General features: G+C 37.5%; 25 protein-coding genes. 14 read left to right on the forward strand and 11 right to left on the reverse strand.

Annotated features, from left to right (window positions below; genetic code table 11):
* Positions 1–87: 87 nt before the first annotated feature.
* Complete coding sequence (locus ASF92_RS01010) at positions 88–1,311, reverse strand: HD domain-containing protein (protein ID WP_056086538.1); 1,224 nt, start codon at positions 1,309–1,311, stop codon at positions 88–90.
* A 107-nt stretch (positions 1,312–1,418) separates the two neighbouring features.
* On the opposite strand from ASF92_RS01010, the gene ASF92_RS01015 reads away from it, so the two are divergent.
* The 4 genes from ASF92_RS01015 (at position 1,419) to ASF92_RS01030 (ending at position 5,539) form a co-directional block, all read left to right on the forward strand.
* Positions 1,419–2,972: a PglZ domain-containing protein gene (locus ASF92_RS01015; protein ID WP_056086541.1), complete on the forward strand. Its 1,554-nt coding sequence runs from the start codon at positions 1,419–1,421 to the stop codon at positions 2,970–2,972.
* An 80-nt stretch (positions 2,973–3,052) separates the two neighbouring features.
* A complete protein-coding gene (gene tsaE / locus ASF92_RS01020; RefSeq protein ID WP_056086544.1) occupies positions 3,053–3,469 on the forward strand; it encodes a tRNA (adenosine(37)-N6)-threonylcarbamoyltransferase complex ATPase subunit type 1 TsaE in 417 nt (138 codons plus the stop codon).
* An 83-nt stretch (positions 3,470–3,552) separates the two neighbouring features.
* Positions 3,553–4,782, forward strand: coding sequence for an alanine dehydrogenase (locus tag ASF92_RS01025; RefSeq protein ID WP_056086547.1), 1,230 nt, complete (start codon positions 3,553–3,555; stop codon positions 4,780–4,782).
* Positions 4,783–4,861: 79 nt separating this feature from the next.
* Positions 4,862–5,539: a M15 family metallopeptidase gene (locus ASF92_RS01030; protein WP_056086550.1), complete on the forward strand. Its 678-nt coding sequence runs from the start codon at positions 4,862–4,864 to the stop codon at positions 5,537–5,539.
* 69 nt (positions 5,540–5,608) lie between these two features.
* Here the strand turns inward: ASF92_RS01030 and ASF92_RS01035 are convergent, their stop codons facing one another.
* From ASF92_RS01035 to ASF92_RS01050, 4 genes are all read right to left on the reverse strand, one after another.
* On the reverse strand, positions 5,609–6,109 hold the full coding sequence (locus ASF92_RS01035) for a phosphoglycerate mutase family protein (RefSeq protein ID WP_056086553.1): 501 nt from the start codon (positions 6,107–6,109) through the stop codon (positions 5,609–5,611).
* Between the two features lie 98 nt (positions 6,110–6,207).
* The gene (locus ASF92_RS01040) at positions 6,208–7,263 is read right to left on the reverse strand and encodes an aminotransferase class I/II-fold pyridoxal phosphate-dependent enzyme (protein ID WP_056086557.1); all 1,056 of its coding nucleotides are present in this window, start codon (positions 7,261–7,263) and stop codon (positions 6,208–6,210) included.
* 5 nt (positions 7,264–7,268) lie between these two features.
* Positions 7,269–8,069 carry an alpha/beta hydrolase family protein gene (locus ASF92_RS01045; protein WP_056086560.1) on the reverse strand — a complete coding sequence of 267 codons (801 nt, stop codon included), beginning with the start codon at positions 8,067–8,069 and terminating at the stop codon, positions 7,269–7,271.
* Between the two features lie 4 nt (positions 8,070–8,073).
* Positions 8,074–9,402 (reverse strand): D-alanyl-D-alanine carboxypeptidase/D-alanyl-D-alanine-endopeptidase, encoded by a 1,329-nt coding sequence (locus tag ASF92_RS01050; RefSeq protein ID WP_056086563.1) that lies wholly within the window; start codon positions 9,400–9,402, stop codon positions 8,074–8,076.
* 50 nt (positions 9,403–9,452) lie between these two features.
* Here ASF92_RS01050 and ASF92_RS01055 point away from each other — a divergent pair, with 50 nt between their 5' ends.
* The 5 genes from ASF92_RS01055 to ASF92_RS01075 all read left to right on the forward strand — a co-directional run bounded on the left by ASF92_RS01055 (position 9,453) and on the right by ASF92_RS01075 (position 13,522).
* The gene (locus ASF92_RS01055) at positions 9,453–10,703 is read left to right on the forward strand and encodes a PDZ domain-containing protein (protein WP_056086566.1); all 1,251 of its coding nucleotides are present in this window, start codon (positions 9,453–9,455) and stop codon (positions 10,701–10,703) included.
* A gap of 77 nt (positions 10,704–10,780) precedes the next feature.
* On the forward strand, positions 10,781–11,647 hold the full coding sequence (locus ASF92_RS01060; protein WP_056086569.1) for a phosphodiester glycosidase family protein: 867 nt from the start codon (positions 10,781–10,783) through the stop codon (positions 11,645–11,647).
* Positions 11,648–11,868: 221 nt separating this feature from the next.
* The gene (locus tag ASF92_RS01065) at positions 11,869–12,615 is read left to right on the forward strand and encodes a hypothetical protein (protein WP_231729716.1); all 747 of its coding nucleotides are present in this window, start codon (positions 11,869–11,871) and stop codon (positions 12,613–12,615) included.
* 104 nt (positions 12,616–12,719) lie between these two features.
* A complete protein-coding gene (locus ASF92_RS01070; protein ID WP_010599196.1) occupies positions 12,720–12,911 on the forward strand; it encodes a cold-shock protein in 192 nt (63 codons plus the stop codon).
* An 83-nt stretch (positions 12,912–12,994) separates the two neighbouring features.
* Entirely contained in the window at positions 12,995–13,522 is a 528-nt protein-coding gene (locus ASF92_RS01075) for an alpha/beta hydrolase (RefSeq protein WP_056086575.1), read from the forward strand.
* Between the two features lie 46 nt (positions 13,523–13,568).
* Here the strand turns inward: ASF92_RS01075 and ASF92_RS01080 are convergent, their stop codons facing one another.
* The 3 genes from ASF92_RS01080 to ASF92_RS01090 form a co-directional block, all read right to left on the reverse strand.
* Positions 13,569–14,051 carry a hypothetical protein gene (locus ASF92_RS01080; protein ID WP_056086579.1) on the reverse strand — a complete coding sequence of 161 codons (483 nt, stop codon included), beginning with the start codon at positions 14,049–14,051 and terminating at the stop codon, positions 13,569–13,571.
* Complete coding sequence (locus ASF92_RS01085) at positions 14,048–14,629, reverse strand: RNA polymerase sigma factor (protein ID WP_056086583.1); 582 nt, start codon at positions 14,627–14,629, stop codon at positions 14,048–14,050. Before ASF92_RS01085 ends, ASF92_RS01080 begins: the two co-directional genes overlap by 4 nt.
* Positions 14,630–14,956: 327 nt before the next feature.
* Positions 14,957–15,277 (reverse strand): multidrug efflux SMR transporter, encoded by a 321-nt coding sequence (locus ASF92_RS01090; protein WP_056086586.1) that lies wholly within the window; start codon positions 15,275–15,277, stop codon positions 14,957–14,959.
* A 161-nt stretch (positions 15,278–15,438) separates the two neighbouring features.
* On the opposite strand from ASF92_RS01090, the gene ASF92_RS01095 reads away from it, so the two are divergent.
* Positions 15,439–15,792, forward strand: a complete 354-nt coding sequence (locus ASF92_RS01095; protein WP_056086588.1) for a DUF6249 domain-containing protein — start codon at positions 15,439–15,441, stop codon at positions 15,790–15,792.
* Positions 15,793–15,845: 53 nt separating this feature from the next.
* On the opposite strand, the gene ASF92_RS01100 is transcribed toward ASF92_RS01095, so the two are convergent.
* From ASF92_RS01100 to ASF92_RS01110, 3 genes are read right to left on the reverse strand one after another with little or no spacing between them, the layout of a single operon-like run.
* Positions 15,846–16,268: a hotdog fold thioesterase gene (locus tag ASF92_RS01100; protein ID WP_082489416.1), complete on the reverse strand. Its 423-nt coding sequence runs from the start codon at positions 16,266–16,268 to the stop codon at positions 15,846–15,848.
* The gene (locus ASF92_RS01105) at positions 16,258–16,767 is read right to left on the reverse strand and encodes a DinB family protein (RefSeq protein ID WP_056086591.1); all 510 of its coding nucleotides are present in this window, start codon (positions 16,765–16,767) and stop codon (positions 16,258–16,260) included. The genes ASF92_RS01100 and ASF92_RS01105 overlap by 11 nt, the downstream gene beginning before the upstream one ends.
* Positions 16,748–17,953 (reverse strand): HAMP domain-containing sensor histidine kinase, encoded by a 1,206-nt coding sequence (locus ASF92_RS01110; protein WP_056086593.1) that lies wholly within the window; start codon positions 17,951–17,953, stop codon positions 16,748–16,750. Before ASF92_RS01110 ends, ASF92_RS01105 begins: the two co-directional genes overlap by 20 nt.
* A 221-nt stretch (positions 17,954–18,174) precedes the next feature.
* Here ASF92_RS01110 and gltX point away from each other — a divergent pair, with 221 nt between their 5' ends.
* The 4 genes from gltX (at position 18,175) to ASF92_RS01130 (ending at position 25,572) form a co-directional block, all read left to right on the forward strand.
* Positions 18,175–19,683 carry a glutamate--tRNA ligase gene (gene gltX / locus ASF92_RS01115; protein WP_056086595.1) on the forward strand — a complete coding sequence of 503 codons (1,509 nt, stop codon included), beginning with the start codon at positions 18,175–18,177 and terminating at the stop codon, positions 19,681–19,683.
* A gap of 155 nt (positions 19,684–19,838) precedes the next feature.
* Positions 19,839–20,678 (forward strand): neutral zinc metallopeptidase, encoded by an 840-nt coding sequence (locus ASF92_RS01120; RefSeq protein ID WP_056086599.1) that lies wholly within the window; start codon positions 19,839–19,841, stop codon positions 20,676–20,678.
* Positions 20,679–20,785: 107 nt separating this feature from the next.
* Positions 20,786–21,940 carry a cell wall metabolism sensor histidine kinase WalK gene (locus ASF92_RS01125; RefSeq protein WP_056086602.1) on the forward strand — a complete coding sequence of 385 codons (1,155 nt, stop codon included), beginning with the start codon at positions 20,786–20,788 and terminating at the stop codon, positions 21,938–21,940.
* Positions 21,941–21,978: 38 nt separating this feature from the next.
* Positions 21,979–25,572, forward strand: coding sequence for a response regulator (locus ASF92_RS01130; protein WP_056086605.1), 3,594 nt, complete (start codon positions 21,979–21,981; stop codon positions 25,570–25,572).
* Positions 25,573–25,575 lie beyond the last annotated feature (3 nt).

Here is a 25,575-nt window from a genome sequence, read left to right on the forward strand (position 1 = left end):
AAAACCTATCAGGGTTAAATCGTGTATATTTTACACAATAATAAGACTTAAAACGGTCCTAAAAGTTAAATATTTTGTTAAATAAGCCTAAATCCCGCGAGGGTAACATAGAATGTATTTTTCTACAGTTTTTTGCAGCGATTCTAAATTTGATAAATCCGAAGCTTTAGCAATATCTACAATATCGTTATTTTTCATTAAAATTTTGATATTTCCGACCCCTGCATTATAAGCCCTGTTTTGGATCGAATCTGTAAAAACAAAATACCTGGCTTCTTCAGGTTTAATTTTCAACAGGTCTACTGCCGAATTTTGCAAATATTGAATTCTATCATGCCCGGCCATTTCGTTGCCTATTTCAACTTTATATAAGTTTCTGGTTGTTAGCATTTTGCATAAAGTGGATAGAATTTGATCAGGATGTTGTACCCAGACTTTGACTGCTGCATAAATATCCTGATCATCAAGATTGGTAAAATGTGCTAGATTTTGATGCTGACTGAAGAAAATGCTTTCATTTATGTCGTTTTTGAGAAAATAGCTTAGTGAAGGCGCAGCAAATAATGTTTCGCCTGCAGCAGACAGTTCTTTTGCCCTTTCCAATAATTTAACTAAAATCATTTCCCCGGAAACGACCGTTTTGTGTAAATATACCTGCCAATACATCAATCTACGGGCGATGAGAAACTTTTCAACTGAATAAATTCCCTTTTCTTCGACAACCAAATCATCTTCGGAAACATTAAACATTTTTATAATCCGGTCAAAACTTATTACACCCTCGCTAACACCAGTAAAAAAACTGTCGCGGTTCAGATAATCCATTCGATCCAAATCAAGCTGTCCGGAAATTAGCTGGTGCAAGAATTTTTTGTGGTAGGTACCATTAAAAATCTCTATTGCATGGCTTAGCTTCCCATCGAAATGCTGGTTAAGCTCCTGCATCAGCTTTGCCGAAATGTCTTCATGCCTGATGCCGGTAACTAAAGAATGTTCAAGTGCATGCGAAAAAGGTCCATGGCCGATATCGTGCAGTAAAATAGCCAGTATTGCAGATTCTTCTTCCCCTTCGGTAATTACATGGCCTTTGCTTCTCAATAGCCCGATTGCCAGGTACATTAAATGCATAGCACCTAATGCGTGATGGAAACGGGTATGTAATGCGCCGGGATAAACCAGATGTGTCATCCCGAGTTGTTTGATGTACCTTAAACGCTGAAAATAGGGATGTGAAATTACATCATAAACCAATTCTGAAGGAATGCTTATGAATCCATAAACGGGATCATTTATTATTTTTTTCTTATTCAATCGTTAAAAATAGTTAAATACAAAGATGCGGTACAAAAATTGCTATTTTTATTTGTAGTTTGATTATAAGCCAAAATATAAGGCAATCCATATCCATTTACAAAAACATGCAAGAAACAAAAATATTGTGGGCCGATGATGAAATCGACTTGCTTAAACCTCATATATTACTACTTAACGATAAAGGTTACAATGTAACTACATTTACAAATGGTAACGATGCACTTGAAGCATTTGGAAAATCAAATTATGATTTGGTCTTTCTGGATGAAAATATGCCGGGAATGAGTGGGATAGAGACCCTTTCCGCTATTAAAAACCTCAATCCTGATGTACCAGTTGTATTAATTACAAAAAGTGAGGAGGAGAATCTTATGGAAGATGCTATCGGAAGTAAGATTGATGATTATCTGATTAAGCCGGTTAATCCAAAACAGGTGTTGCTTACGATTAAAAAACTAATTGATAAAAAACTGCTGGTGAGTGAAAAGACGTCTATGGCGTATCAGCAGGATTTCAGAAGGTTAGGTATGACATTGGGCGATCGCCTCAGTTATGAAGAGTGGGTGGATGTTTATAAAAAAATCGTTTTCTGGGAACTTGAATTAGAGAAGCTGGACGACCCGCAGATGCATGAGATTTTAACGATGCAAAAGCAGGAAGCCAACACGCAGTTTTCAAAATTTATCGAAGAGCATTACCTCGATTGGATTAAAGATAAGGACAATGCGCCATTGCTTTCAAATGAGTTATTGAAGAGAAAAGCCTTTCCACATATTAATGATAACACACCGGTATTTTTTATTTTAATAGACAATTTGCGTTATGATCAATGGAAAATCATTAATCCTTTGATCTCTGAATACTTCAGAATTGATGAGGAAGATATGTACACCAGTATTTTGCCAACGGCAACTCAATATGCCCGGAATGCCATATTTTCTGGCTTGATGCCTTTGGATATGGAAAAGCGTTTTCCTGGTTTGTGGCAAAATGATGATGACGAAGGTGGGAAAAACATGCATGAAGAAGCTTTTCTTGCGGACAATATAAAGCGTAATCTGCGCAAGGAGTGTAAATTTAGTTATAACAAAATATTAACATTTGAACAAGGAAAAGAACTGGTGGAGCAAACCAATAACTTGTTAAAAAATGATTTCAATGCGATTGTTTTCAACTTTGTTGATATGTTGAGCCATGCGCGCACGGATATGCAAATGATCCGGGAGCTGGCAAACGACGATGCTGCTTATCGCTCACTTACCCTATCCTGGTTTGAACATTCGCCACTTTGGGATTTGTTGAAGAAAATAGCACAAAAACAGGTGAAAGTTATCATTACGACCGATCATGGAACCATTCGCGTTAAAAAACCTGTAAAAGTAATTGGAGATAGAAGTACGAATACCAATCTTCGCTATAAACAAGGAAGAAATCTGAACTTCAATGCGAAAGAGGTTTTTGCGATTAAAAACCCGCATGATGCCTTACTACCAAAAATAAACATCAGTAGCAGTTATATTTTTGCCAGGGAAGACAGTTATTTTGTTTACCCGAACAATTACAACCAGTTTGTAAATTATTATAATGAAACTTTTCAGCATGGTGGAATTTCATTGGAGGAAATGATTATTCCGGTTGTAACTTATTCACCTAGATAACCCCCAATCCCTAAAGGGGAGTAATAAGGCAAAGGCGATGCGAATAATGTATTACTTTTGCCTTTTATCTTTTAACAGCAATGGAGATTCAAATTAATGGTTTAACCGAGTTACCAGATGTGGCAAATAAACTTTTGGCATTTGCAGGTGGGGAAAGAATTTTTCTTTTTGACGGAGAAATGGGTGCCGGAAAAACAACATTTATAAAAACATTTTGCAAGGTTCTGGGTGTTGAAGATTCAGTTTCGAGCCCAACTTATTCTATTGTAAACGAATATGTGGGCGAAAATGACACCGTTTATCATTTCGACTTTTACCGCATAAAAAACATACAGGAAGCTTATGATTTAGGTTATGAAGAATATTTTTATGGTGGCGGCATTTGCTTAATAGAATGGCCTGAAAGAATAGAAGAATTGCTGCCGGAGCACTATATAAAGGTCGAAATATCGATTTTAAGTGAAAGCGGCAGGAGTTTTAAATTGACCAAAAACTGAATTTCGGATGTAATTTGTTATCAGTATTTTAACAGATTTTCCGTACCTTCATCAACCTTAAACCCAAAACATTTCATAACATCATGGCTACAGGATTACGCGAAGGAATGGCCGATATAGCTCGCCAAGGCTTGTTGCAAACGCAAGAGGCGACGCTGGAAACAAAAAACAAAAAAAATAATCTTAACATAGGTATTCCTAAGGAGATCTCATTTCAGGAGAATAGAATTGCCTTAACGCCACTATCAGTAGCCTTACTTGTAAATAATGGTCACCGCGTGATTTTAGAAAGCGGGGCAGGCATAGCGGCTAATTTTTCTGATTCTGAGTATGCAGAACAAGGTGCCAAAATCGCTTATGACAAAAAAGAAGTTTTTGACTGCGACATTTTGGTAAAAATTGCGCCACCAATGCTGGAGGAAATAGCGATGATGCATAAGGGGCAAACCTTAATTTCTTCCCTTCAAACAGGCACTTTAAAGCAGGAATACCTTAAAGCGCTGATGCAGAAAAAGATCAACGCACTGTGTTTTGAGCACCTTCGTGATGAGGGAAATGTATTGAGCGTAGTGCGGGCGATGAGTGAAATTGTGGGTTCAACATCAATTTTAATTGCAGCTGAATATCTGAGCAATGTAACCGGCGGAAAAGGTTTAATGCTTGGTGGATTTACCGGTGTTCCACCTACAGAGATTGTAATACTTGGTGCAGGTACTGTTGGCGAATACGCTGCAAGGACTGCTTTAGCTTTAGGTGCAGAAGTGAAAGTTTTCGACAGCTCGATTTACCGGCTCAGAAGACTTCAGAATAACTTGGGAAATAGCCGGGTCTTTACCTCGGTTATGCAGCCAATCGTTTTAAATAAAGCCATTGTGACCTGTGATGTGGTGATTGGGGCAATTCGTGCAAGTCACGGGCGAAGCCCATGTATCGTTATGGAAGAAACCGTTGCCCGGATGAAACCGCATTCAGTAGTAATTGATGTAAGTATCGATCAGGGGGGCTGTTTCGAAACTTCCGAAGTTACTAACCACACAAACCCCGTTTTCAGAAAATATGATGTGATTCATTACTGTGTTCCAAACATTGCATCAAGGGTTCCGCGAACTGCCTCATATGCTTTAACCAATATTTTTGCGCCAATATTACTCGATATCGGTGAGTTTGGAGGGTTAATGAATATGGTTTGGAATAACCCTGGCATTCGCGAAGCTTTGTATATTTACCAGGGTAATGTAACTAATAAAGACCTTGCAGATATGTTTAATTTGCCTTTCAAAGATTTAGAGCTTTTGGTAGTTTCGAATCAATAAGGATGTAAAAGTGAAATGCAAACTAGACACTAGGAATGTATCAAATCTTGATACTTGATTCTAGCTACTTTATACTAATATGAAATTAAACGTCCTTTTTTTCCTTATTTCCTTTTCTGCATTCGCACAGACAAAACCTGAAGCGCCTAAAAAACTTTTCATAATAAATTCTTATGCCGAATACCAGGCTTCGGTGAAAGCAAATCCAAATAACCAGTTAGTAGAAATAAAAAAAGCAATTCCGACCATAAAGTTAGATATCCGCTACGCGACAAAAAACAACTTTATGAAACAGGTAATGTACAAGCAGGCAAGGGCTTTTGCTCGTAAACCGGTAGTAGAATCGCTGAAGAAAGTACAAGCTGAATTAAACAAGAAAGGTTTAGGTTTGAAGATTTTTGACGGTTACAGGCCTTATGCCATAACGGTGGCATTTTACAAAAAAGCCAGCGATAAGAATTTTGTTGCCAATCCCAACCAAGGTTCTAAACACAACAGGGGCTGTGCTGTTGATTTAACGATTATCGATTTGAAAACGGGAAAGGAAATTGCAATGCCAACGCCATACGATAGTTTCTCGGCTGCTGCTGCTGCTAATTACCCTAATGTTCCGCCAGAAGTAAAAAAGAACCGCGATTTTTTTATTGCCATCATGAGAAAATACAAGTTAAATGTACTTGAAAACGAATGGTGGCATTACGACTTTCAAGGATGGCAGGATTATGCTTTGATGGATATTCCTTTCGGGAAACTATAAAAAATTTAAAGCCTAATTATAAAAAGATGCTGAATGAGTTCAGCATGACTACTGACTTATATCAGTAGATTATAAGTGGTGTGGTACCCCATATTGATCCATTTTAACTCTGGCTTTATCGCCTTTAACGCTTAAATGAAAGATGAAATCGTAATCGTCGTCTGTTAATTCTTCCCGTGGCCGTTTGCCGCCGAAAGCCTCTATAATTTCTAATACAGTGTTTGAATGGCCGGCAATAATAATTTTCTTGCCCAAGTAACTTGTTTTTACCGTATCTACTAAAGATTTAATGTCGTTATAGTTGATAACTTTTGGAATCACTAATGAATCCAAAGTTTGATGTGTTCTCTTGTAGGGTGTACTGAAAGCAACGTCGATATTTTCTTTTTTTAGATACCTGGCTAAATCCCCGGCTCTAACTTTTCCTTCCTCCGATAAGTCAGGATTTTTTTCCTGAGGATCTGATCTTTCTTTTTCAGCATGACGGACAACCCAGATTTCGGTGGTTTGCGCTCTTCCAATTTGGAAAAATAAGAAAGTAAAAGCTAAAAAGATTAAAACTTTTTTCATCGTGGAGATATATTAAGTCTATAAATATTGAAAAAAATATTGGCTTGAAGAAATTGTACTCCAATGGCGTTAAATTTACTGTTGTTAACATTAATAGATTAACTACTTTCACAATTCTCTAGACAAGAAGCTAAATAGTCAATTTCTGGAGGGCTATGCCAGCTGCTCAAAACAACTCGGTTTATAAGCTCACTGTTTGCATCGGGATAAGGGAAAGAAGAAATTAAAATTTTATTCGGCAAGAGCCTACTTGCCAGCTCAGGATTATTTAAAAAAAATACAGGAAAACCAATTTCAAAATTCCAAACAAGGCTAAGTTTTGAGCTGAGCAAATCAATATTTTCTTGTAACTTATCCCATGCTTCTTTATAGATATGTTCCCCTTTAATAAATGTGTAAAGTCCGGCGGCGGCTGGTGGCGAAGCGCCGATAAAAGTATTTGTTCGTTTAAGTTGCTGAATAATCTTACTCGATCCTAAAACCAGGCCTGCGTCTAAACCCAGCGCCTTTGCCATCGATGCTACAATGACGCAGTCTATATTGTCTTTCTTCGGGAGCGCGACGAAACTGCCCAAGCCGCCATTATTTATACCAATTCCATGAGAATCGTCAACAATAAGGATGACTTTTTTATCATGATGAATTTCCTCCAGAAAACCGAAATCGTAAATCTCAGGAAAAAGGTTATTCATAGAATTACTTATTAAAACCCAGTTTTGTTCCTTTGCATTATTGATTAAAGCTAAAGTTTCCACTTTCCATTCTGAAAATGGTTTTCTGTTTGGAACCTGGTCGTCTAACCAAAGCGCCGGATGACATGAAGGCGCATAAATTACTTTTCCAAAGCCGGATAAGCCCTTTACGGTAAGTTGCGCAGCCAGATACCCGCTTGAGGTAATTAGCGCGTCTTCAGCTTTGAAGCGATGTGCAGCAACCTTTTCAGCATCATCATAAATGCCTAACTGGACGTTGTTCGTCCGGCTTGTGCCGTTGTTTAAGCCGTATTTTTTAATACCCTCGGTAAATAATTCTATAAATTCAGGATTTTGTGGAATCCCCAGATAAGCTGTTCCACCAAAATACAGATAGTCTATCCCACCAATATTTAAGATATTTGAAAATGGCTTTGCTATCGATTTAAACTCAGAATGCATTTCTTTTATTTGGAAAACCGTTTGCTGAAAAACTCAAATTGTTGCCTGATGGATTTTTTCCAATAATCAGAATTATGATTTCCAGGCTGGGAGATGTAAGTGGCATTGATTTTCAAACTGTCGCATTTCTCTTTCAATGCATTGTTCGATTGGTAAAAAAAATCACCAGCGCCACAATCGAAAATTATTTCTTTCTTGCTGCCGGCAAGCTTATCAATATTTTTAATTACAGAGTATTTCAACCAGATATCGCTGTCTTTATCCGGGTTACCCAAAAGTTCAGGAACACCGAATTTGCCAATGGCGTCTCGAAGGTTTACTCCTCCACTAGTACTACCAGCACTTCTGAATTTTTCAGGATGTTTTAAAAACAACCATAAAGCACCATGTCCGCCCATGCTCAAACCGGTTATAAATAAATTTGCACCATCTATTGGATAATCCTTTTCAATTTTTGGTAAAAGTTCATCGAAGAAAAAGGTTTCATATTGCCAATCCGTTTTTGCGGGACTATTTATATACCAGGATTTTACCAGGCCATCGGGGCAAATGATGATGCAGTGGTATTCATCAGCATATTTTTGCGCATCCATAATAGTGTTCCACTGTTTATAATTTCCTCCAAACCCATGGAGCAAAAATATAGCAGGAACCTTGTCTTTTTCTGTTAAATTTTTTGGCATGAAAATCCAGGTGGTATCTGCCTGGTGTAAGTTTTTAGAATTAAAGACAATTTTCTTCTGTGCAGTTGCTGAAAACAAAAATAAAGCAAAAAACGAGATTGAAATTAAACTGATCCTTATCATAAACTTAAAAATTATCGTGAATATAGGTCATAATTCTTACCATCTCATTTCTAACAGCTGCGGTTGGACTAACAAAATTGTTATTCATAAAAGCATAAACGTATGTTTTGCCTTTTTTTGTTACTATGTAGCCACTTTGGTTATGGACGCCGGTAAGTGAACCTGTTTTTCCGAAGACAAATGGTTTATCTGTTTTTGGATAAGCATTTTTAAGTGTTCCTGTTTTACCTCCGGCCGGCAACATGTCAAATAATTTTGATGGATTATTTACCTGCCTGTAAATTAAATTTAACAGGCTGATCATATCAATTGGAGAGAATAAGTTCATTCTCGAAAGGCCTGAACCATCAACCCATCGAGGTTTCTGCGGTAGTTCAGCTAAATAATTTTTTAAAACGTATTGGATTGTTTTTGCCGTATTTAAAGTGTCGCTGAGTTTGTCGCCACAAACCAGCAATAACTGTTCGGCGATAAAATTATCGCTTGGTAAAAGCATTGCTTTTAAAACAGAATCACGATTTGCACCGTATAAAGTTTTCGCATCAGCTGGCATTTTCATGTTAATAAGCTTAACAGATTTATGCAATGTATCGGCAAGTAAATTGAGCGTTGTTGTTGCATTTAATTTAAAAGGAATTTGCTGGGTGTAATTGGCTTTCGCAGGAACAACGTTGTATTCAAACTCGTTTGCGTTAAATTTTCGCTTTACAAAAAATTCGCCGGTTTTATTGGTACTGTCAGCAAAAAAACAAGAAGAGAAACTTTTTGGTATGACTGAAAAGCCACCAGCCGGTTTTCCTTTTACCCAAATAGTGTTATCGAGCATTGGCAATTCATTAATTTCTGCCTGGTAGTAGTCATTATAATCATCCCAGGACCATCCGGCACCAAAAAAGTCTCCAATATACCTTCCATTTGCGTAAAATAACTTTTTATCGGTTGATGAAAGAAAATTATAAGCCGATTTATCTTTCAGTTCAGATTGAAGAAAGGCCGGGTCGCCTGTACCCCAGAAAATTAAAGAATCACCCCGTTCTATATACCTTAAGGCCGGCATTTTTTCAGGAATCATTTTTAAAGCGGCGTAAAAGGTATATAGTTTTGTATTCGAAGCTGGGGTAAAAAGCTTATCTGCATTTTGCTGGTATACCATCTTGTCAGCTTCGGGATTGTATAAAGCAAAGCCTACCATATATTGCTTAATTACCTCAGATTTTGTAAACTCATTAGAAACCTTCTTCGCCATCATTTTATCAACAGAACAGGCGGAGAATAACCAAATCGATAAGAAAAGCAGCAGAAAGTAAAATTTGGTAATGTGGTGATGAATCATCTTTTAAAGTTATGTGAATATTACGAAACTAAATTATTAAATTTAATAAAATGTTAACCAAATATAAGTTTGAAATGGGTGTCCTGTTTCGCAAATTGATTATTTGCGCTGGCATGATTTTGCAGTTTCCCTTTTTTTCTTTTGCTCAGGATTTCCGTTTTCCCAATAATCAAAGAAAACAATCGATCCATTTCAAGTCGATTAAGAATCTAATAATCATCCCAATTTATATCAATGAAAAAGGGCCCTACGAATTTGTTTTGGATACCGGTGTTGGTCCGCTGATCATTACAGAGCCATCAATTATTGATTCTCTGAATTTTACTAAAATGAGAAAAATTAAAGTTTCCGGTTTGGGGCTGGAAACCGTTGAAGCCTTTATTTCTCAAAACATTAAGGCCAGGATAGGCAGGGCAGAAGGTGTACACATCCCTACAGCAATTTTAAAAGAAGATTTATTCAATCTTTCCGGCCATCTGGGAATAAAAATCTACGGATTAGTAGGCTTCAATTTCTTCAACAGTTTTGTCGTTGATATCCGCTATAGCGAAAATAGAATTATATTTAGCGATCATGATTCCAGAATTAAATATAAAGGAAGTAAAATCCCAATCGTAATCGAAAACCTTAAACCCTATATTTATGCAGAGCTTGATGCGCCAAACAGTGGGAAAATTAAAGCGAAGTTATTAATGGATACCGGTGCGAGCCATGCCTTGTCAATGGAAATGTTTAACGGTGAAATGTTTCCCCTTCCATATTCTAAAATTAAAGCGAACCTGGGGATGAGTTTAAGTGGACAGATTAAAGGTTATTTAGGCCGAATTAAAGAATTATCGATAGGTGAATTCAATTTTAAGGATGTAATTTCCGGGTTTCCTGATTATCATGTCATCTCAGAGAAAATAGATTTAAAAACCCGTAATGGAAATATAGGGGCTGACTTATTAAGAAAATTTAATATCCAGTTTAATTATCAGGATGGCTTTATGTATTTCCGGCCAAATAGTAATTATAAAACACCTTTCGAACATGACATGATCGGTATGGTTGTATATTTAGACCAAAAGAATTATAAAAGATTTTTGATAGGGGAAATTGATGAAAATTCACCAGCAGAGAAATCAGGCCTTTGTCCGGATGATGAAATAATTGGCGTTAATTTCAAACCGATGGATATCTATTCGCTTAATGAGCTTTCTGAGCTCTTCAAATCAGGCGCAAACAAAAGTGTAATCCTTGAAATTTATCGGAACAACAAAACTTTTTTTAAAGTTGTTCACCTAGAGCGAAGAATTTGAAGTGCAGAGGTAATTTTCAGGTTACAAGTCGACAAACAATTTGGCAGACTTTAAATTTGCCTGTAAAGTTCATTCATATGCTTAAAAGTACGGCAATTTTATTCCTGATTTTTATATTAACATCAAGCGCATTTGCGCAGGATAAAGATTCATTAACCTTTGTTAAAACCCATTGGATAAAAAGTAAAATAGCCAGGCAGGTAAAACTTTTTAAATATCATTTTAACGGGAAAAATCTGTTTGACGCTAATGAGCACATCTCTTTTCTGGAAGTAAAAAACAACGGGCGTAAGGCAATTTTTGCCATTGAAGCAGAAGAGAAAGAATTAATTACAACAAGTGATTTCGGAACAAAAGCCACCGCCTTAGCAGGGATTAACGGCAATTTTTTTGACGTAAAAAATGGCGGCTCAGTTGATTTTGTTCGGGTTGATGGGAAAATAATCAACTCGAACCGACTCGAAAAAAACAGAAACCGCGCTTTTCACCAGCGGTCAGCGGTTGTTATAGAAGATGGAAAAATCGCTTTAAAGAAATGGGATGGAAGTACAGATTGGGAAAAGAATCTGATTGAAAAAGACGTATTATTAAATGGGCCTCTGCTGGCATTAAATGGCATAAATGAAGCATTAGATACAGGTGCTTTTAACCGTTTGCGACATCCCAGAACTTGTTTGGGCATAAAGCCGAACGGACGCGTAATTTTACTTACGGTTGATGGCCGGAATGAGAATTCGGCGGGTATGAGTTTATTTGAGCTGACAAAAATTATGCGCTGGTTAGGCTGTGTGGATGCTATTAATTTTGACGGAGGTGGTTCTACCACCCTTTGGGTTAATGGTTATCCCAATAATGGTGTAGTTAATTACCCTACCGATAATAAGAAATGGGATCATGAAGGTCAAAGGAAAGTAGCTAACGTCATTCTGATTAAGAAAAAATAAATTATTTTAGTCGAAATTTGCGCCGGTCGCGTTATATGAATATGATTAAAAATTTGTGCTTCCTGTTTTATATTATTTTGTTGTGTTCATCCTGCGACTTCGCTTCAAAAAAAACCAACCCAAAATTACGGGATTATACATGGGAATCTGTAAAAGGAATCCGTTATCAGGAAGTAAAACGAAGATTTAAGAACGGCCTTTCTTTTAACCAAGATGGTTTTATGCAGAAACCATCCTGGATTATTGAAGTTGCAAAAGAAGATACCATGATGGCCTGGAGCCCTCAGAAGAAAATTATGCAGAAATTCTACCTTCAATATGATCATGGTAATATGTATAATTTTGCTGAAGAATGGTTTAAGGTGAAGGAAATGAGCAAAGACAGTTTAATTTTACAACGGGTACAGGTAAATGGAAAAAATGTATTAGCCGATTTCCGTTCGGATGTGAACATGACATTCTATGCCCAGAGTTACATTAAAAATAAATTAAAAACGACTGCCGAAAAATTGCAAAGGCCTACTCAGGCAGATACCGCTTTTATTACCAAAAGGGCAAATGTTGTAAACCTGAATAGTGATAGTGCTTTTGCGGCAACCGAGCCGGTTCAGTTTATTCCAAAGAGTAAAATTGTTACGGTAGAAAAATTGATTACAGCGAACAAACTCGAAGGCAGGACAACAGCTTACGATTATATGTTTCCGCAGTATAAAATCGTTATCGACAGGGCTTACAAGGATTTTGCCTATCAAATTTCCGCAATAATAGATTTTCAGGGCGGCATACATGTAAAAGACGTTTTTGGCGTTCTACCGGAGAATGTAGAATCAAAGAAAAAAAACATGCAGGCTGTGGCCGATATTTACATTCGAAACCTGTTTAACGTGTTGCCCGGAACCAGCCTTGGCATTCCACATAACAGCAGAATTACACTGATGGTTATCGGTAAGTCAATTAAAAAGCCTTAGTAATCTGCTATTTACAAAATTTTAACGTTAAAAAAATGTTAAAATTTATTTTGATTTTAAAAATTAAAACTTACCTTGCAGACTTAATTTTAATATTTAATACAATGCAAGAAGGCACAGTAAAATTCTTCAATGTAACTAAAGGTTTTGGCTTTATCATCCCCGCAAACGGTGATAGCGAAATTTTTGTTCATTCAACAGGTCTTATCGACGAAATCCGTGAAAACGACAAAGTACAGTACGAAGTTGCTAACGGTAAAAAAGGCTTAAATGCCGTTAATGTGAAAGTAATTTAATTAACTATCATATTTACAAAGAGGGCTGCTTTCTTGCGATGGCGGCCTTTTTTATTTTTAATTTTCTTGTTTAAGCCAACTTTATGACTCATTATTTTATCGTTCCGGGACTTGGAAATTCAGTTGGGAACCATTGGCAAACTTATTTCGAAAAATCGGCGACTAACTTTCATCGCATAGAACAGAAAGATTGGGATGCACCAAAATCTGCAGATTGGGTTGAAAATATTAGCCAGGCCATTTCCGGTTACGATCCCGAAACGGTTGTCCTTATTGGTCATAGTTTAGGATGTATTGCGATAGCCAATTGGGCAAAGATTTCAAATATTAAAATCAAAGGCGCTTTGCTAGTGGCACCTAGCGATGTTGAAGCGCCAAAGTATAACTTTAATACAGTGGGTTTTGAAAAAGTACCTTTAGAAAGGATAGATTTTAGAACCGTTTTAGTTGCCAGTAATAATGATGAGTGGGTAAATATAGAACGGGCTGAACTCTTTGCGAAGAAATGGGGTAGTGAGCTTATCAATATCGGCGAAGCCGGACACATTAACGCAGCTTCCGGTTTTGGCGAATGGAACGAGGGACTGGAAATTTTGAAAACCCTTGAATAATTATTTCCGAAGATTTTGTTGAAAATGATTGGTCTGCGGAGTTGAATCAATTTTTGTGACTTATTTTTTTTCTTAAAATGTAATCGATAAAAATTAATCCTAGAATCAGATCCACACCGAGGAAAATGTACAAATATGCCGTGCCTAATATCTTTTCTACATTTAAATTGACAAAGTACCTGCTGAAATCAGGCATACTAAATGTTGTGTTATATAGAATGTAACCTAATATTGCCGAAATAGAAAGCACAAAAAATGCGGCAATGCCGAAAATAATCCGGTTGTCTACCTTGGTTTTTAATGAAACTGGTGCAGGCTGAAGCCCAACCTCTGCCATTACATTTCTGGTAAACGACATCGATGGTTCATCTAGTACCATTTCGCCGAAAGCCAGGTTTAGATTTAATAACTCTTCATACTGCAGCTTCACTGAAATATCGATTTTAATTTTTTCTTCGATGTTTTTTCGCTGGGCTTCATTTAGATTTCCGTCAATATATTCCCAAAGTTGTTGTTCTATTGTGTTCATAGTAACTCCTTTACCTCATCTTTTAACAAATATTGTAATTTTTCTTTAAGCCTTTGTCTTGCCCGATACAGTTTTACTTTTATCGTATTGGGTTCCATGTTTAAAGCTTCGCCAATTTCTTCTAAACTTTGTTCACCCTTGTAAAATAGCGTGATAATAACAGCGTCATCAGGTAGTAATTCTTTAATCGCTGAGTTCAAAAAGGCATGACTGTTTCTTTGTTCATAAATATCGGCGTTGAATGCCGAAGTATGGTTTTCCAGTTGCAAGTATGTTTCTTCATCACTGATTGAGGAAGTATCTAAACGTTTTTTACGCAAAAAGCTCATGGCTGTTGTATACGTTATCGTGTATAGCCAGGTGCTAAATTTTGCTGTTTGTTTAAAAGTGCCTAGTGCTTTATAAGCTTTTATGAAACAATCCTGAGCAATTTCTTCTGCATCCTCCCGGTTTTTTGCAAACCTTAAAGCAAGTGTAAAAACAAACCGTTGATGGCGTTTCACTAACAAAGCATATTGCACGGTTTCGCCGGTTAATACATTTTGAATCAGCTCTAAATCCGTTAACTCTTGCTTCATACTTAAGCTAAGACTACCTGATAGCTAATCAGGTTACACGGAAATAATAAATAGATAATTTAGAAAAAGGATTTAATCCTCTGGAACTAAACAATAGATAGTTTCTTCGCTAAATACAGTCCTGTTATCACCTTATACAATGAAACGGTATGTTCCGATTCAGGTTTAGGAACTAAGGCTAGGACTTCAAAACTAACAAGCGCAGTATTCAGCCCCACAAAAAAACGTATATTTTGCCAGTTTGAGGTGATCCACATTTTCGTTGAGCACGTTGCTACACAAGAACAAAGTAATTTCTTGCGTGGGCTTGGTTAAAAGATTATTATGCTACTGCGCGGCAAAAAATTTTAAACCTGCAATCGATCCAATCAGCGTACAGATGAAAAAGATTCGCCAGAATGTTGCCGGTTCGTTAAAATAAATAATCCCAATAATAACGGTTCCAACGGCACCAATGCCTGTCCAAACCGCATAAGCAGTACCCATTGGCAAAGTTTGCGACGCTTTGTTTAGCAGTATAAAACTTAACGCAATACATATAAAGAAACCAACACTCCATTTTATATTACTGAAATTGTTAGATAGTTTTAAGCAAGTGGTGAAGCCGACTTCGAAAAGACCAGCTATAATTAATATAATCCAGTTCATAATGCAAAGGTAAAAATGTTTATACCTATAGTTTTATATCGAATAATTATTTACTGATTATTTTATCTATGGGTGTAACCTGATTAAAAACCATGTAGTCCTAATACACAGAACACGGTTCAACAAATAAACAGGATTCACACAAAATAAAAATTACAATCATGGGAGAAGCATTAATTCCAATCTCACTTTTTTTAGGCGCATTTGCAATGGTATTTGGAATACGCTATTTATCAAACAAAGAAAAAATGGCAATGATAGAACGCGGTATCGATCCCGGTGTCGGAAAATCTACGCCACGGCCATACCTGAGTTTAAAATTCGGCCTGTTATTAGTCGGCTTAGGTATCGGGTTACTGGTCGCATTATTTACGGTTAGAAGCGTATTTGGTCCGGACATGACACACGCGGAAGAAGATCAGTCAGCGGCGATTTACTTCGGTTGCCTGGGTATTTTTGGCGGGCTGGGTTTAATCACTTCGTTTTTAATTGAGAAAAAAGCAATCGAACTATAGTAAATCAGCCTGCAAAAATCCACATGTCAAAAGCATGAGGAGTTTTGCAGGTTTTATTGTGGTTTATTAATGATGGCAACAGTTAAGCGACTAATACAATTCATTTTGCCACGTTCATCATAAATTTTTATTTCCCAGACCTGCGTTTTAGCACCCAGATGCAAAGGCTTACAAATTCCTTTAACTAATCCATGTTTAACCGGCCGCAAGTGATTAGCATTAACTTCCAATCCAACAGCGACATATTTTTCAGGATCGATACACATGTAGGATGCGATACTACCTAAAGTTTCGGCTAAAACTACCGAAGCTCCGCCATGGAGTATTCCGGCAGGTTGGTGTGTACGCTCATCAACTGGCATGGTTCCAACGATAAAATCCTCGCCAATTTCCGTAAATTTTATATCAAGCAAACCGCCAATATGGTTTTTCGGACGACTGTTTAAATCATCAATTGTAAAATTTTTATACCACATGATAACGTTCTTTAAGTACACCAGCATGGTGAATTATATGGCCAGCAACGATAAACAGAATGGATTTAACTGTTATTTCTCTACCTGAAGCAACACCTTTTCTATCCAATTCAGATTCATTGAGGCTTTTAAAGAAATAAAGATTGGCTTTCCGCAAAGCGGCAAATTCTTCAATCATATCTTCGTAATTTCTCTCAGTAAAACGGGCATTGGATACATAATCATCCTCTTCGAAACCAGGTAAATGTTGCTGCTCATTTCTTGCGAAGCAGGTCATTCGGTAAGCAAAAATGCGCTCACAATCGATGATATGACCAAGCACCTCTTTTAAAGTCCATTTGCCCTCTGCATAAGCAAAATTTTCTTTTTCCTTATTTGATTCAAATAATACTGGAATGCTGAAAACCTGTTCTTCAAGGATTTCAATGATATCACCGTCAACTTTGCTAATGTAAGTTGCTCCCCAGGTTGGATAGTCGTCAGGCCGTGGTCGGTTCATATTTCAAGCTGCTTTTTAAGATTATTCTAAAAGTAGTTCCTTTACCTATTTCTGAGTCTTTAACAAAGATTTCGCCGCTATGGTAATTCTCCACGATACGCTTTGTTAGTGATAAACCCAGGCCCCATCCACGTTTCCGCGTGGTATAACCGGGTTGAAAAACAGCGTCAAATTTTGATCTCGGAATACCCTTTCCGCTGTCGGTAACATCAATAAATACTTGTTCTTTGGCCAGGTTTTCGATTATATTTACAGAAATTGAGCCTTCATTTTCTATTGCATTTGCCGCGTTTTTGAGTAAGTTTTCTGTAACCCAGTCGAATAAAGGAACATTTAACATTGCCCTTACCTGTTCATCACCTGTGATGGTAAATTTAACCTTGTCAGATGTTCTAACCTTAAAGTACTCAATGAAATTACTAATAACCAGGTAAACTACATGATCTTCAAGTATGGGTTTTGAACCTATTTTTGAGAAACGATCTGTAATAATTTCCAATCGTTTAATGTCATTTTCCATCTCTGCAATCAATGGGTCGTCTTCAGCATCGAATTTTGATTTCATTAGCTCTACCCATGCCATCAGTGAAGATATAGGTGTGCCTAACTGATGTGCGGTCTCTTTGGCCAAACCTACCCAAACGTGATCTTGTTCATCTCTTCTTGCTGAACTAAAAGCGGCATAAGCGGTTAGTAAAAACAAAAAGATAACGCCCATCTGGATATATGGAAAATAACGTAATTGAGTAAGCACAAATGAATCTTTGTAGTAGGCTTTATACTCTGCGCCAAAAACATTCATCGTTGCCGGCTTGTGCTGAATTTTCATAGTTGAAAGCTGCTTAACAAAATACAAGCTGTCGTAAACTAACTTTCCATTATCCGGCCATATTGTCTTTGTACTATCCAGACCGGATGTAGACACAATTAATCCTTCATTATTTGTTAATATTACAGGTGTTTTGGTGTTTTGCCTGATGCTTTCGACCAAGCCAACCAATAAATCGTTATCCATTAACAGCATGGAACGCTCCTGTACTTTCACCCAAAGTTGAAATTGATTTGCTTCTTCCCGCTCCATTTTTTTTACAAAAGAATCAGTATAAAATACGGATGCAATGCCGATTAATATCGCGAAAATAAGAAGGAAAAATTTCCAGCGGCGTTTTTTTTGGTACGGATTCATGCTTTGGTAGCCAAATTACAACAACAAAACGGAAAAAACATAAAACCATTATGCTTTTTCAAAAACTAGAGACAATAATTCACAATCATAAGCGCTTAACCATATATCAAAATGGATAAATGAATGAAAAACATATCTTTGTACCGAGCATAGTGTATAGCGCTTGGAGCATAGATTATATCTTGACTCTTTGCAATTAACCCCATGCTCTTTGCTTAATTATGGATAAGAAAGTTAGAGTTCGATTTGCACCAAGCCCAACCGGAGGTTTGCATTTAGGCGGTGTTCGCACAGCCTTGTTTAATTATTTATTTGCCAGAAAACACAATGGAACTTTTGTTCTGCGTGTGGAGGATACCGACCAGAACCGCTTTGTAGAAGGCGCAGAAGAATATATTGTAAAATGTTTGGACTGGTGTGGCATAACGCCGGATGAAAGTCCGGATAAACCAGGTGCTTACGGACCTTACCGTCAAAGTGAGCGCAAACTAAGTTATAGAAAATTTGCAGAGCAGCTAATTAGCGATGGTTATGCCTACTACGCTTTCGATACACCGGAAGATTTAGACGAGAAACGAAAGGTAATTCCGAATTTTCAATACGGACAGTCAACACGTATGGAAATGCGTAATTCTTTAACTTTAACCGTTAGCGAGGTTGAAGAACTCCTGGCGATAAATACGCCGCATGTTATCCGGATTAAAGTTCCCGAAGATGAAATTGTTCATTTTAATGATTTGATCCGTGGTGATGTAAGCTTTGAAACTTCTATTGTTGATGATAAAGTTTTATTGAAGGCAGATGGAATGCCAACCTATCATTTAGCTGTTGTCGTAGATGATAGAGCAATGGAAATTTCGCACGCGTTTCGTGGCGAAGAATGGCTTCCGTCAGCGCCGATTCATATCTTGCTATGGAAATACTTGGGCTGGGAAGCAGACATGCCTAAATGGGCGCATTTGCCATTAATTTTAAAGCCAGATGGACATGGAAAGTTAAGTAAACGAGATGGCGACCGTTTAGGTTTTCCGGTTTACGCAATGAACTGGACCGACCCAAAAACGGGTGATGTTACTAAAGGGTTTAAAGAAATGGGCTTCATGCCGGAGGCATTCGTAAACATGCTCGCACTTTTAGGGTGGAACGATGGAACGGATAAGGAAATTTTTACTCTTGCTGAACTGGAAGATAAATTTTCTGTAGAAAGAATCAGTAAAGCCGGTGCGAAATTCGACTTTGAGAAAGCGAAATGGTACAATCATGAATGGATTAAATCGCAAAGCGCAACGCACCTGGTCGCAGGCGTTCTAACAGAACTCACAAAAGCCGGGATAGAAGTTAATAATGGTTCGTTTCTAAATAAGATTATCGATTTGATAAAAGACAGGTGTACCCTCATGCCAGATTTTGTTGCGCAAAGCAGTTATTTTTTTGCCGCACCTTCCGAATATGATTCAGCTTCTGTTAAACCAAAGTGGTCAGCGGAAAAAGCGGCCTTTTTTGAAGCCTACGCAGAAAATATAAAATTGAGTAATGCTGTGGATGAGGAAGCAGCATTTAAAGCACTGGCACAAGAAAAAGGATTTAAGCCTGGTGAGTTAATGCTGCCTTTCAGGATTATGTTGGTGGGTGGTAAGTTCGGCCCTGGTGTTTTCGATATTGCAATTTTACTTGGAGTGGAAGAAACACGATCAAGAATCGCGAAAGCCATAACTATTTTTAACAACTAAAATAAAATGTTTAAAAGCAAGGCCTGAAATTTTAACTTTCAGGCCTTTTCTATATTCTTTAAAAGAATATCGGTATAATTAATCAACAAATTATTTTATACTTTAGTATAACAATTTCAAACAATTTGGGTTTAACAAGAAATTAAATATAAGTTATGCAGTGGTTTGGTAAAGGAAGTAATAATGTGGAAGATGGAAGAGGTGGCGGAGGTGGAAAAACTGCCTTGGGCGGTGGTATCGGTATAATTATTGTTGTTTTAGGTTTAATTTTTGGTAAAGATCTAACAGGTGTTGTTAGTCAGTTACCTCAAGGTGAGGCCGCCGAAGTTAAACAGGGTGTTCCGGCAAACGATTCACAGGCACAATTTATTTCAGGCGTATTGGAATCAACTGAACAAGTTTGGGATAAGGAATTCGAAGCTATGGGCAAAGCCTATGAACACCCGAAATTGAGGATGTTTGATGCATCAGTTCAGACTGCATGCGGAAGCGCAAGTGCTGCTGTAGGTCCTTTTTATTGCCCGGGCGACCATAAAGTTTATATTGACCTGACTTTTTATGATGAATTGAAAAATCGTTTCGGTGCAGCAGGAGACTTCGCTCAGGCCTATGTCATTGCCCATGAAGTTGGTCATCATGTTCAGAATCTTTTGGGTATTTCGGATAAGCTCCAGGAAGCCCGTGGTCGCGTAAGTGAAAAAGAATATAATCGTTTATCGGTTAAATTAGAGTTACAAGCTGATTTTTTTGCCGGTTTGTGGGCCCATAATGCACAGAACTTAAAAGATTTTAAATTAGAAGAAGGCGACATTGAAGAAGCGTTGACTGCGGCAAACGCTATTGGCGATGATAAGTTACAGAAGCAAGCCACGGGAGAAGTAACCCCGGACTCATTCACCCATGGAACATCACAGCAACGTATGTACTGGTTTAAAAAAGGTTTCGAAACAGGAGACATTAAACAGGGTGATACATTTAATTCAGCAGATTTGTAATTTTATAAAACATTTTCAATGCGCAGGTGTTTGTATACATTTATGGATTCCGCCTTCAATCAAAATGAACTATCAACTATTCAGCTCCCCTAATGTTTTTATAAAAGATGATTCTTATTGTTGATGACCGGCCTGAAAACCTGATATCCCTTCAGAAAGTACTGCAGGCTCACAATTTTGAGGTTGACACGGCGCCTTCAGGAGAGGAAGCGTTAAAAAAAGTACTAAAAAATAATTATGTATTAATTATTCTCGATGTTCAAATGCCGGATATGGATGGATTTGAAGTCGCAGAGGCAGTATCCGGATTTAGTAAAGCAAAAGATACCGCAATTATATTCTTGTCAGCAGTAAATACAGAGTTAAGATTCATCACAAAAGGCTATGAAAGTGGTGGTTTGGATTATATCACAAAACCCGTCGATATCAATATACTTCTGCTTAAAATTAAAACATTTTACAGGATTTATGAGCAAAATAGGAAACTCAACGAAATTCAGGAAAAACTACTGGAAGAGATTGAATTCCGAAAACAAGCGGAGCATAAGAAAGATGAGTTTATTAGTATTGCGAGCCACGAATTAAAAACGCCATTAACCAGCGTTAAGGGCTATATTCAACTATTACAGAGGAGCCTCAATAAAGATGATAAGGCGCTCGCGCAAAATCACCTAGATAAAGCCAGTATTCAGCTCGAAAAACTTAATGAACTTATTGTCGATTTGCTTGATATATCAAAAATTGAAAGCGGAAAACTTAAGTTTAATATGAAGGTTTTTTGTGCAGATACTATGGTAAATAATGCCATAGAAATGATGCAGCAATCCAATCCTGGTTTTACAATAAATAAACTTGGCAAAATTCATGAAATGATTTATGGAGATGAAATGCGACTTGAACAGGTTGTGATTAATTTCATAAGTAATGCCATAAAATATGCTCCCGGTACAAATCAGGTTAATGTTACGATAAATCTTAAAGATGATAAACTTTACCTCGCGGTAAAGGATTTTGGTATCGGAATTTCAAAAGAACAGCAGCATAAAATATTTGACAAATTTTACCGCATAGAAGAAAACAGCAATCGCTTTAATGGCTTGGGAATAGGATTGTACATCTGTTCTGAAATCATAAACCGTCACGGCGGTAAGATTGGCGTAAACAGCGTTCCCGATGAAGGTTCTGAATTTTATTTTATTATTCCAATTCATGACGAAACAAAATCGAAGCCTCAGGATGAACTACACGGAACCATTAATTAAAAATCATCCAAACATTCAATACCAACTACAATATTTTAATGAAAACAACTCTTAAAAATAATTTACGTTTGGGCCTCGGCTTATCGCTTATTATTCTTTTTATCAGTTCCTTGGCTTCTTATATAAGTATTAGCAACTTAATAAAGAGCACTGAATTGGTTAAGCATAGTGATGAAGTAATTTTGAACGTTGAAGGAATTATTTCTACTTTAAAAGACGCCGAAACGGGTCAACGTGGCTATCTTCTAACCGGTAATAAAATTTTTTTAACGCCTTATAACGGCGCTGCTGATACAGCATTAGCGTCACTAAACAGAATTGCTTTAAGTACAAAAGACAATCCTTTACAGCAAAAAAATATCGCGGAATTAAGGGACATATTGGTACGTAGGTTAGACATAATCAAATCTACAATCGAGATAAAATCTTTAGGTGGTCAGGTCGACCCAACGGTTTTATTTCAGGGTAAAACCTATATGGACCAGGCCAGGAGCACGGTTAACAGAATGGTGAAGGAAGAAAGACGTATACTGGAGCGCAGAACTGAAGAATTAAACAAACTCACTTCTTATACACCGGTATTGATTTTAATTGCAGCGGTACTGGCAATATTAATCACCTTATTTTTTTACAGGAAAGTATCAATTGATTTTGATGAACGTGTTAAACTACAGGAAGAAATTGAGGACAAGAAGTATGAAATGGAAAAACGTATTGTTGCCATTAAGGAAATTGCCCATCAAATTTCCATTGGTAATTATGGCGTTGAAATAGATGGCCAGTCGCAGGATGATATAGGCGAGCTTTCCGGCTCACTGAATACGATGGCTAAAGCACTGAAAAAATCTTTCGATGCGCTGGCGGAGAATGAATGGCTGCAGACAGGGGTAGCAGGACTGAATGTTAAAATGGTAGGCGAAAAAGATGTTTTTCACCTTGCTGATGATATTATTGAATTTTTAACTACTTATACAAAAAGCCAGATTGGCGCAATTTATCTGTTTAAAGAAGATGGGTTGTTGCACCTAAAAGGTCAATATGCTTTACAAGGCCAAAACTTAGCGCCAGTATTGCAAGTGGGGGAAGGCTTAATCGGCCAGGTTGTAAAATCAGGAAAACGGGTTTTATTAGAAGAAGTTCCTCAGGGTGAATTAACGATTAGCTTTGCAACTGGCAACATTAAGCCTTCTCAATTGTTGGTGTTGCCAATTATAAGAGATAGCGTTACCATCGGCGCATTAGAGCTGGGTAGCATGCACAACTTTGGTGATTTGCAGTTGCACTTTTTAAATTTAGTTCTTTCTGACGTTGGCACGGCGTTGTTAGGTGCCCAAAACAGACTAAAATTACAGCAACTTTTAGAAGAAACACAAGCGCAGTCAGAAGAATTGCAAGTACAGCATAATGAACTTGAGGGGATGAATGCGGAACTGGAGGCACAGGCGCAAAAGCTACAGGCATCAGAAGAAGAATTGCGTGTACAACAAGAAGAATTGCTACAAAGCAACCAGGAGCTGGAAGAAAGAAGCAGTCTGCTTGAGGAGAAAAATGAACTTATTGAAGAGCGAAATATTGAGATTCAACAAAAGGCGGAAGCTTTGGAGTTAAGCACAAGATATAAATCAGAATTCTTAGCAAACATGTCGCACGAATTGCGTACGCCATTAAATTCCATATTATTATTGTCCAGATTGATGGCCGAAAATGAAGAAATGGACCGTGAGCATCAGGAATATGCAGAGGTAATTCAAAGCTCAGGGCAAGGTTTACTTAGTTTAATTGACGAAATTCTGGATTTATCGAAAATCGAAGCGGGTAAGATGGAGCTTGACAGAGCAAACATCAAAATTGATGATGTTGTTGTTAACATGCGCTCCCTGTTTAACCCTTTGGCTAAAGAGAAAGCTTTAGAATTAGTTGTAAGCAAAGACAATGAAGTTCCTGAGTTTTTCCATACCGATAAAATGCGTTTGGAACAGATCCTGAAAAATCTTTTATCAAATGCCATTAAATTTACATCGGAAGGTTCGGTTACCCTTAACATTCAGAAAAATGATAAACTAAATGCGATCGTATTCAAAGTAAGCGATACGGGTGTTGGAATAGCACCTGAGAAACAGGGTCTGGTGTTTGAAGCTTTTCAACAAGCGGATGGTTCTACCAGACGTAAATTCGGAGGTACAGGGTTAGGTCTTTCTATAAGTCGCGAGTTAGCGAAGCTTTTAGGTGGCTTTATTGATTTAGAAAGTAAAGAAAACGAAGGCAGTATTTTTACACTGACGCTTCCGATGGATAAGAATAAAGGTCTTGAAGAAATGAAAGACCCATTGGAAAAAACAGTTACGGCACCTGCACGTGTTGTTGAACCCTTCACTAAGGTAAGCCATTTAACAGTTACAAACATTCCGCAGGAAATAGACGATGATAGAAATAACATTGGTCCTGGCGATAAAGTAATTTTAATTGTTGAGGACGATACGCCATTTGCAAAAACGCTACTAGACTTTACGCGTAAACGCGATTATAAAGGTTTAGTTGCTGTTCGTGGTGATGTCGGTATTGAAATGGCTAAGGCCTATAATCCATTGGCTATTCTGCTTGATATCCAATTGCCGGTAAAAGATGGCTGGCAGGTTATGGAAGAACTAAAATCAGATCCAAACACCCGTCCGATTCCGGTCCATATTATGTCTTCGTTGCAGGTTAAAAAAGAAAGTTTGCTAAAGGGTGCGGTAGATTTCATAAACAAACCTTTCGCTTTCGAACACATGCAAGAGATTTTTCAGAAACTAGAGCATGCTTTGAGCCGCCATCCAAAAAAGGTATTAATTGTAGAAGAAAACGAACAACATGCAAAGGCGTTGAGTTATTTTTTAAGCAACTTTAATATCCAAACTGAAATCGTAAATCAGGTTGGCGAAAGCGTTTCTGCTTTGCATAAGCCAGATATAAACTGCGTGATTTTGGATATGGGCATTCCTGATAAACATGCTTACGAAACTTTGGAAGTTGTTAAAAAAACTCCAGGTTTAGAGAACTTACCGATAATAATTTTTACAGGTAAAAATTTATCTAAAGGGGAAGAAAACAGAATTAAGCAATACGCAGACTCTATTGTTGTAAAAACAGCTCATTCTTATCAACGCATTCTAGACGAAGCAGGGCTGTTTCTTCACCTGGTAGAGGAAAAGAGCAAAGGCAAGATAAAAACACCACAGAAATTTTCTGAACTTCAGGATGTTTTAAAAGGCAAAACCGTTTTGGTTGCCGATGACGATGTGAGAAATATTTTTTCTCTGACGAAGATGTTAGAACAACATCAAATGAAAGTTATTGCAGCTACTGATGGTAAAGAAGCGTTAAAGTTGCTCGATGAAAATCCTTCAGTCGACGTTGTTCTGATGGATATGATGATGCCTGAACTGGACGGTTATGAAACAACAACAGCCATCAGGCAAAATTTTAAATACCGGAATCTACCAATTTTAGCGGTTACGGCGAAAGCAATGATGGGCGATCGGGAGAAATGCATTGCTGCAGGGGCTTCAGATTACATTAGTAAGCCTGTCGATATGGACCAGCTGGTTTCATTGCTACGTGTCTGGCTATACGAAAACCACCATAAATCTTAACTC

The sequence above is a fragment of the Pedobacter sp. Leaf176 genome (assembly GCF_001424305.1).
In the GTDB taxonomy this organism is placed as follows: domain Bacteria; phylum Bacteroidota; class Bacteroidia; order Sphingobacteriales; family Sphingobacteriaceae; genus Pedobacter.

Excerpts from the sequence above, each read along its gene's own strand:
- ASF92_RS01100 (WP_082489416.1), bottom strand. The coding sequence starts at position 16,268 with ATGTGGTATAAAAATTTTACAATTGATGATTTAAACAGTCGTCCGAAA.
- ASF92_RS01085 (WP_056086583.1), bottom strand. The coding sequence starts at position 14,629 with ATGAAGCAAGAGTTAACGGATTTAGAGCTGATTCAAAATGTATTAACC.
- ASF92_RS01130 (WP_056086605.1), top strand. The coding sequence starts at position 21,979 with ATGAAAACAACTCTTAAAAATAATTTACGTTTGGGCCTCGGCTTATCG.
- ASF92_RS01050 (WP_056086563.1), bottom strand. The coding sequence starts at position 9,402 with ATGATTCATCACCACATTACCAAATTTTACTTTCTGCTGCTTTTCTTA.
- ASF92_RS01120 (WP_056086599.1), top strand. The coding sequence starts at position 19,839 with ATGCAGTGGTTTGGTAAAGGAAGTAATAATGTGGAAGATGGAAGAGGT.
- ASF92_RS01060 (WP_056086569.1), top strand. The coding sequence starts at position 10,781 with ATGCTTAAAAGTACGGCAATTTTATTCCTGATTTTTATATTAACATCA.
- tsaE (WP_056086544.1), top strand. The coding sequence starts at position 3,053 with ATGGAGATTCAAATTAATGGTTTAACCGAGTTACCAGATGTGGCAAAT.
- ASF92_RS01045 (WP_056086560.1), bottom strand. The coding sequence starts at position 8,069 with ATGATAAGGATCAGTTTAATTTCAATCTCGTTTTTTGCTTTATTTTTG.
- ASF92_RS01035 (WP_056086553.1), bottom strand. The coding sequence starts at position 6,109 with ATGAAAAAAGTTTTAATCTTTTTAGCTTTTACTTTCTTATTTTTCCAA.
- ASF92_RS01025 (WP_056086547.1), top strand. The coding sequence starts at position 3,553 with ATGGCTACAGGATTACGCGAAGGAATGGCCGATATAGCTCGCCAAGGC.
- ASF92_RS01040 (WP_056086557.1), bottom strand. The coding sequence starts at position 7,263 with ATGCATTCTGAGTTTAAATCGATAGCAAAGCCATTTTCAAATATCTTA.
- ASF92_RS01075 (WP_056086575.1), top strand. The coding sequence starts at position 12,995 with ATGACTCATTATTTTATCGTTCCGGGACTTGGAAATTCAGTTGGGAAC.
- ASF92_RS01090 (WP_056086586.1), bottom strand. The coding sequence starts at position 15,277 with ATGAACTGGATTATATTAATTATAGCTGGTCTTTTCGAAGTCGGCTTC.
- ASF92_RS01095 (WP_056086588.1), top strand. The coding sequence starts at position 15,439 with ATGGGAGAAGCATTAATTCCAATCTCACTTTTTTTAGGCGCATTTGCA.
- ASF92_RS01110 (WP_056086593.1), bottom strand. The coding sequence starts at position 17,953 with ATGAATCCGTACCAAAAAAAACGCCGCTGGAAATTTTTCCTTCTTATT.
- ASF92_RS01080 (WP_056086579.1), bottom strand. The coding sequence starts at position 14,051 with ATGAACACAATAGAACAACAACTTTGGGAATATATTGACGGAAATCTA.
- ASF92_RS01070 (WP_010599196.1), top strand. The coding sequence starts at position 12,720 with ATGCAAGAAGGCACAGTAAAATTCTTCAATGTAACTAAAGGTTTTGGC.
- ASF92_RS01105 (WP_056086591.1), bottom strand. The coding sequence starts at position 16,767 with ATGAACCGACCACGGCCTGACGACTATCCAACCTGGGGAGCAACTTAC.
- ASF92_RS01015 (WP_056086541.1), top strand. The coding sequence starts at position 1,419 with ATGCAAGAAACAAAAATATTGTGGGCCGATGATGAAATCGACTTGCTT.
- ASF92_RS01055 (WP_056086566.1), top strand. The coding sequence starts at position 9,453 with ATGTTAACCAAATATAAGTTTGAAATGGGTGTCCTGTTTCGCAAATTG.
- ASF92_RS01125 (WP_056086602.1), top strand. The coding sequence starts at position 20,786 with ATGATTCTTATTGTTGATGACCGGCCTGAAAACCTGATATCCCTTCAG.
- ASF92_RS01065 (WP_231729716.1), top strand. The coding sequence starts at position 11,869 with ATGCAGAAACCATCCTGGATTATTGAAGTTGCAAAAGAAGATACCATG.
- gltX (WP_056086595.1), top strand. The coding sequence starts at position 18,175 with ATGGATAAGAAAGTTAGAGTTCGATTTGCACCAAGCCCAACCGGAGGT.
- ASF92_RS01030 (WP_056086550.1), top strand. The coding sequence starts at position 4,862 with ATGAAATTAAACGTCCTTTTTTTCCTTATTTCCTTTTCTGCATTCGCA.